This is a genomic window from Geobacter sp. (assembly GCF_027327745.1).
Lineage (GTDB): Bacteria > Desulfobacterota > Desulfuromonadia > Geobacterales > Geobacteraceae > Geobacter.
The window spans coordinates 37,956-45,724 of sequence record NZ_DAHVYG010000025.1; the positions used below are offsets into that span (position 1 = coordinate 37,956).

Annotated in this window: 3 protein-coding genes; all 3 read left to right on the plus strand. The window is 50.9% G+C overall.

Annotated elements, in window-relative coordinates:
* The first annotated feature begins 427 nt into the window (after positions 1-427).
* The 3 genes from M6689_RS04745 to M6689_RS04755 are packed head-to-tail and all read left to right on the plus strand — an operon-like array spanning position 428 to position 7,769.
* A complete protein-coding gene (locus M6689_RS04745; RefSeq protein WP_298268442.1) occupies positions 428-6,520 on the plus strand; it encodes a transglutaminase domain-containing protein in 6,093 nt (2,030 codons plus the stop codon).
* Positions 6,517-7,470, plus strand: coding sequence for a hypothetical protein (locus tag M6689_RS04750; RefSeq protein WP_298268446.1), 954 nt, complete (start codon positions 6,517-6,519; stop codon positions 7,468-7,470). The genes M6689_RS04745 and M6689_RS04750 overlap by 4 nt, the downstream gene beginning before the upstream one ends.
* Positions 7,471-7,490: 20 nt before the next feature.
* Complete coding sequence (locus M6689_RS04755; RefSeq protein ID WP_298268448.1) at positions 7,491-7,769, plus strand: hypothetical protein; 279 nt, start codon at positions 7,491-7,493, stop codon at positions 7,767-7,769.

Sequence of the window (7,769 nt, forward strand, 5' to 3'; positions counted from 1 at the left end):
TTCCAAATTCAGACCATCTTGAAGGATTTCATCATTTTATTGAAAAATTGTAACTAACAGATTGTAATTTCCTGTTGACAATATATTAGACACCACCTAACATGCGCGCCGATGCTGAGTGTCGGTCGTCAGCGGCCATCATACCTTCCCACCGCTTTTCTACTCGGCAACAACCGAAACCCCACCCCTTTCTTAACGACGAAGATCGTTCGTTCTACCGTTGCACCCCCTGCTCCGTATCAGTGCCCGATATCGATTCTGCTCTGGGTCGCGTCGCAGGCTCTCATAAACGTCTGCTTGAAGTGCCGCATGCGGTGTTTTTCGTAGCCTGCGGGATGGGTCGGCCATCTGGGCAACGCCGGAACGGAGGAGTAGCAGTCATCCTTCAGAATGGAATTCATTCGCATTGGGATCAATTGGGGGAAACGTGAAACGGTATTTGCAGCTTGCTCTGAATTTGATGGCCATTGCATTGCTCCCGACGCTGGCGGGGGCTACCGATGTGGAAAAGGAGCTCTCTGCCGAACTCAGGGAAAGTCGCGCGGTCGTGGAGCGAGCTGCCCTGAGGCTGCAGAAAGGAGAGTCGCCGGCTGAGGAAGCCGCCAGGTTAAATGCCCTTGCCGAACGGATCAGGGCGTCTCATCTCATTCTCAAGGATAGGTTCGATGTTCGACAGGATCGTGTCGCATCCGTATCGGACAAGGCCGCGGAGCGGCACCGTGCGATGGCAGACGAATACACCACCGGAATCAAGGAGTTGCTGTCTCTCATCGACGCTGCACTCCAGGATGGAATCCTCTCAAGCTCTGAACTCGAAAGCTTGAAGGAGCTTCTCGGCCGGATGGTGCAACAGAAGAAGCGCCCAACCTTCGGTGTCCTCCCCTACAAAAATCTAGGCTACCCAGCAAGAGAGCCAGGTTCGGCGTCGGCTATAGTTCCTGCATACAGGGGCGGGAACCGAACCGTCACGCCCGATGACACGAAAAGCACTCCCGAAGCCCCTCTCTCTAAAGAAATCACTGAGCTTGCCCAGTCGCTCAACTGGAACCCGGTCTTCATCTACGAATGGGTCAAAAATAACGTGGCGACCGAGTGGTATTGGGGGGAAATGAAAGGAGCCGAAGAAACCCTGCGGCAGAAGAGCGGCAACGATGCCGACCAGGCGGCACTTTTGGCGGCGCTCTTGCGTTCCTCGGGCTTTCCGACCCGCTACGTGCGGGGCACCATCGAATTCTTTCCGGGGATTGACAAGGTCAAGAACCTTACCGGCATCGACGACCCCCAAAAAATAGCCGCCTTTTTCCAGCGGACAGGCATCCCGTTCAAACCTGTCACTGCCGGTGGCCAGATCACAAACTTCCAGATAGAGCACATCTGGGTGGAGAGCGAGATTCCGTACTCCAATTATCGAGGCGCGGTCATCGACGATTTCGGCAAAACCTGGCTGGCACTCGACACCAGCATCAAACCCGCCGGGGTATCCTGGAACAATGCCTTGGATATAGCCGGTTTTTTCGTCGAGACGTTACGCGACGACTATCTCCGGTCTGTCCAGACCGCGACACCCCTTGAATTCATAAAGTCCAAGGCTGAAGAATTTCTTGGTAGCACTTATCCCGGCAAAACCTACCAGGACCTGCTCAGCACTAAGACTGTTGTTCCCGATGTCCTCAAGATCCTTCCCTCCGGCCTCCAGTTTAAGGTGGTCACCGTAACCGGCGAATACACGGCACTTCCCCTTGAACTGAGACACCAGGTGAAGTTTACCGCCACTACCTCAACCGGCGAGGAGCTCTTCACCATAGCGCTTGATGCCCTGCGGATCTCCAACCAACGCTTGGCCCTCTCCTATGAACCGGAAACCGTCGAAGACCAGCAGATCATCGACAGCTATGGAGGTCTCGACAATACCCCGAGCTACCTCGTGCGGCTGCGGCCGGTGCTTAAGCTCAACGGCGAACGGCTAATCGTGGCCCGGGATGGCCTCCCCATGGGTGCGGAGTATGCCCTTGCCATCGATGTTATCACTCCCAACGGCACGGAACGGATCGGCAACTCGTATATCGTCGGCAACCTTGCGGTCATCGGCGTCGTCTCCCAGCAGGCCACCCAGGACACCAGCCTAATGGAAAACGACGACGCGGAAACCATCCTGTTCAAGGAGGCCAACAGCTACATCAGGCGCTGGAATCAGGCAGAGGATGAACTGGCAGCGCTGCTGAAACTGGTGGTCAGCCGGCCGCTGCCGGCTGTCGTCACTGTTGGCGGATTAATCGATGTCACCTGGCTTCTCGGTATTCCCCACGGCTTCGAGTGGAAGGGGGTCTTCATCGATGCAGCCCTGCGGGGGGTCGAGGCCGTCAGCCGGACCGGGCAGCCCGTGAGAGAAAAAACCTTTATGCACCTTTCCGCCCTTCAGGGCTCCGTCCTTGAGAACCGGATCTTCGAGGACGATTTCAAGGTGGACTCCATCTCCACTGCCAAGCTCCTGGCCCAGGCCAACGGCAGTGCCACCCAGCTTGTCACCATCAATACAACTAACATCGCCACCACACTTCTCTCTCTTCCCTTCGATGACGACATCAAGGCGGACATTACCAATGCCGTCAACCAAAACCTGGTCGTCACTATACCTCCAGCCGAGATGACTTATCTGGACTGGACCGGCATCGGCTACGTCAAGGAGAATCCGGTGACCGGCGAGTCGGGCTGGATGCTTTCCGGGATGGTTGCGGGGGGGATGACGGTATGGTCACCAGCTCAATGGGATAGTCAGGCAGACAAGGCCATGTCCGCCGCTCTCCGTAAACCCTACAGCGCTCAACCGAATACGAACCCCTTGGACGCCGCATCAATTGTCAAGATTCCTGTAACTGACAAGCAGTCGGGGGATGTTGGGCAACAGCTCAAGACACCCCTTCAAGTTAAGGTCCTTGATAAGTACCTTCGACCGGTGCTCGGTGCGTCGGTTACCTTTTCCGTCCGGGCAGGTGGGGGAACTCTGGGCGGCAAAGGGGAGGCAACTATAACGACCAAGACCGATAGAAACGGAATAGCTTCCGCAGCGCTCACCCTGGGCCAGAAAACCGCCGACAATCCCGTTTACCGATACACCGAAGGGAATACTTTCTCTGATCAGTGTGGCGGTAACGTCGTGGATGCGGTGCTAGACTCGGGAATAGCAATTACCACCCCCTTCATGGCTTACGGCGTGCCTGGGCCGATTGCTAACCTTCGGAAAACCCATGGTGACCAAGAAGTCGGGCAGATTCATTCTTTTGCCGGATTTGTTTCACTGTATGTCGAAGACAGTTACGGCAATCCGATCGCCAACCAGCCGGTCAGCTTCACGTTGGGGACACCTATCGACAACTCGCAATGCGCGTATGCAAATCGGGATGCCACACCGGCTGCGCTGGTGAAAGGCGGCGACCCATGTCTCAGTAACTCACCTACCACGGCTGATCTTAGTGCATGCAAAACTGCCGCGCAGGCAATTGACGTGATGTCCAGCAAAGATGGCGCCGCGGTTGAGGTCATCCTGGGGGGATCGCCTGAAACGTCCTACCCGATCAAGGCGCAAGCTAAGATGCAAACTGCAGCCGGCACAAAAACGCTGGAGACAACCTTTACCCTGACAACACAGCCTTTTGGCAACTGCGACGGTGTTACTGAGCCTTCATATCAGTTGACGACAACGTATGTTTACCGGGTCGATGCATTTGGCAACAACATTAACGCCGCCAGAAGCGGCTCTACAATCCCCCTGCAGGCGAGACTCTATACTCTCAAAGAAGGGAAAAAGACCATAGACGAGAAGGTGTGCGACCTGACTTGTCCGAAGATTGTCGGTGACCGCACCTATTCGGTCAGTACGAATTTCACCGCGTCATCCGCTCTCTTCGACGGGAAACCATCAACTTACCTGGGAGGGGGGATTTTTCAGCATGATTATGTTCTGAAGCCGGGGGTAAACACCATCAGGATTGACGGACATGCGGAGTTTGATATCCAGCGAACGAGCAATACGTGCAGCGGATGCAGCGGGGTGCTTAATCAGACACTAGCGCCCAATGCCTTTACCTCCATGCAGGTTTATGGCGTCGACATATCTGTCAAGCAGCCGCTTCAGGTCATGCTCACTCCCGATGGTTACTCCCGCAACAACCTGAAAGTTTCCTACACCATCGCCCCGGCGGAATACCAGGCTTTGAATGCTGGAATACTGCTCTACAAGAATAATGTTCAGATAGCCTATATCCCGACAGAAACCAAAGGAAGCGGTTTTGGGACCATAGCCAAAGGGTACCTGTTCGACGAGAATGCCACGTACCACGCACAGGTTGTCCTCAACTACGGTACCGGCGTCCAGATTGCGGGTGATCTGATACCGGTAACCATTGCCAAGGGGGCTCTTATTCCGGATTACAACCACAATCGCAAGATCGACCAGGAAGACATCGACCGTGCAATGAATAGTGATACGTATTACTTCTGGGTGAACGATGACGACGGAAATGGGGATACTGAGGGCACAGGAATACCGGGCACAGGCTCAAAAGTCGATCCCGATCACCTCGTTGTCGATGGGACAAGAGACCTGATCGACTTTTTCCCGGTTCATCTCGACATTCTTCGCTTAATCAACACTTACGATCCTGCGTCGTATCTCTATCGCCTACGCAACACAGACAGTGCGTTGAACTACGTTGTAACCGACTTGGGACCTACGAATTCGGGAGATTACCTGACCGGAAGCAATGGAACCATCGAACCGGCCAGGACATTGGCCACAGCTCCAACAATCTCAATCAGCAGCGTTTCAGCAAACATCCTGACCGCTTCGTATATCGCCCTAAGACCGGAAGTGCTTAATGCTGCAAAACTCGGTAAAGGGATAATCCTTGTTGAGGGTTACAAACCTACCCAGAATCCTTTAACGCTTGAAGTCTATGATAAGGATCTGAACAAGGTGTTTGAGACGAGCTTGAATCTCTCTATGGATGGGGTGGAGCAGATGTTCAGGCATAAGAATTTGATGAGGCAAATGTATCAGATTGAACAGCAGTTCCCGGGAATTATACCGCCAAGTGGCGTTTTGCCAGTAGCTGGACATTCTGTGCCGAATGAAGGAATGCCGGACCGACTGACCGCAAGTGATTTCAGTAATTCGCTCCATTTCTCCGGGTTCGATGCGGATAGCGATAATAAAGACTTTGTTCATGTGCATGGGTACAATGTTAATGGTCAGGACGCCCGTGGAGAACAGGCTGAAGTGTTCAAGCGACTCTATTGGTCAGGCTCCAGGGCACGTTTCTGGGGGATTACCTGGTTTGGTTATGATTCGCAAGATGACACAATAGCCGTACTTATCAGGCCGATCATCAGCAAGCGTTCAGGTAACTATCATGTCAATGTCAGACATGCTTTTAACGCCGGCAAGTTATTGAAGAATTTTGTTGTAGGTAAAGGACTTGGCAATGCAATTTTCTCGGCCCATAGTCTTGGGAATATGGTGGTTTCGACTGCAATACAACAGGGAATGCCGTACTACCGCTATCTGATGGCTAACCCGGCGGTGGCGGAAGAAGCGTATACTCCTGAAGAGGCTTATAGTGACCTGGATGCAAACAGTACCGGAAAAACAAGTTGGGGAACAAATACAAGACCTCTCATGTACCATCCTCTGTGGGCCTATCCCGGCGGAAATGAAAATGGAGAGAGGTATAAACCATTTCTTTGGGCTTCCGAATGGTACAAGCTGTTTAAGGCCGATCCTTCTGATGGCCGTCGAAAGCTAACATGGCGCAATCGTTTCAGTAAAGTACGTGATGATAGGAAGGCCTTTGTCTTTTTCACTCCGACGGACGAGGCATTCAGGCCCTATATGTATGACGCCACGGCCCCAGGTGCGGCGCAAACAGTGGAGAACTATCCCAAAAATCTCAACAACGTGCCGGGATTTGAGGATATTGTTGAGAATTTCTTGCAAAACACAAGTGATCCTAAGGCGTTAGGTATACATTCCTGGTCGCTTCAGGAGTTGTTTAAAGGGAGAGTTGATATGTTGGTAAAAGAGAGTTTTTTTGGTGGATGGGGTTTCAATTTTGATAATTATTTCAATTTTATAAATGAAGGCAGGATACAGGACGCCAACAATATTCCGTATATTGCTCTAATGCCCATGCCATTCTTTAAGAAAAATCCTGATAATTTATCCCTTTACGTCGATACACCCGTAACGCTGACGGATGCCAAGATTGAGGAGTTGCTAGCCAATGAGATTCCGGCGCTTACCTTCGCGGTTGGGCATCGAGGGATAGGTGCATTTGAAAAAATGGAGGTTAAGAGAAATTTTGATATTAGAGATAGATATCTCAAGAAACTGAACGCTGCATGGGTAAGGTCGACAGATAGATATATCTGGCTGCATAGTGATATTTTCAACGTATCGTACCCTTATGTTCGCCTGATGTACGACGATTGGGTCAAGGTGATGAATGGTGGGGAGCTACAATGAAAACACGCTATGTTATGGGCCTCTTGGTTGTTGCGTTCGTCGCTTGGATGTTGATTGCGCGGTTTGTACACGTTGCAAAAATATCAGTGAAGGTAGTTGATGAGGAAGAAAGGCCTATTGAGGGTGCGAAGATTGAATTATGTTTTTATGGCGGTTGTCTGACAAAAGATGCAACTAAAGGAAGTACTAATAAAGATGGTTCGTTTAGTTCCTTAGGATCATCAAGAGATGGTGTCACAGGAGGAGTTGTAAAAAAGGAAGGATACTACAATAGTGTATTTCACCATGATTTTTTTATAAAAAGTTCAGGTGTTTGGAAACCATGGAACAAACAAATCAAGGTAGTGCTTCGGCCAGTTGTCAAACCAGTGCCGATGTATGTTCGGAATCGTTCATTCCAATTTCCTGCAATCAATAAAGATCTTGGTTTTGACCTTATGAAGGCGGATTGGGTGCCACCTTATGGAGCAGGAGTCCATCGCGATTTTATTTTCCGCGTCGAGAGGATTTACAAGGATAGCGATAATTTTGATGCAACACTTACGATAACCTTTCCGAATAAGTATGACGGAATTCGACTGATTAAGGATAACCGTGGTGGTGATTTCAGCGTAGGCAGTCGGTTTCAGTTGCCACGTATTGCTCCAGAAGAAGGATACCAACCCAAAATGATGAAGCGGGTATCGTCAGGAATTTATGGGTCCAGAGCAGCTAAAGAAGATGACAATAACTATATATTCAGGGTGCGTTCTGAAAGTGAAAGCGGAAAGTTAAAGCGCGCAATGTTCGGAAAGATATTGGGTGATATCAGGTTTGGTCCAATAGGAGGAAATGGAGGGTTTGAGATGCACTATTATCTTAACCCCGACTACACACGCAATCTCGAATTTGATCCTAAAAAGAATTTGTTCACCAATTCGCCGGAAGTTGAAGGGGTTGGGTTGCCGTAATTAACCAAATGGGAAAACAAATGAAAGAAAGCACAATTCTCATCATCGTTATAGCCCTTACGCTGTTCATGACCAGATCTGTTCTTGCTGACTCCTTAGACAAAGTTCAGTTTATAAAAATATCCCCCCAGGACTCAAAGGCGGTTATTAAGGCTGCTGACGGAAAGCTCCGGGTCGTTAAGACCGGAGATGCAATAAGTGAAACCGCCACGGTAACGGAGATCGCTCCTGGGCGTGTTGTTGTAGCGCGCCCGGTACCCTGGACACAAGATAAGAGTCACGCAGCCATTTTGAGTTGA

What these genes read in the sequence shown, in the direction of transcription:
- M6689_RS04750 (WP_298268446.1), top strand. Translation starts at nt 6,517, where the DNA reads ATGAAAACACGCTATGTTATGGGCCTCTTGGTTGTTGCGTTCGTCGCT.
- M6689_RS04755 (WP_298268448.1), top strand. Translation starts at nt 7,491, where the DNA reads ATGAAAGAAAGCACAATTCTCATCATCGTTATAGCCCTTACGCTGTTC.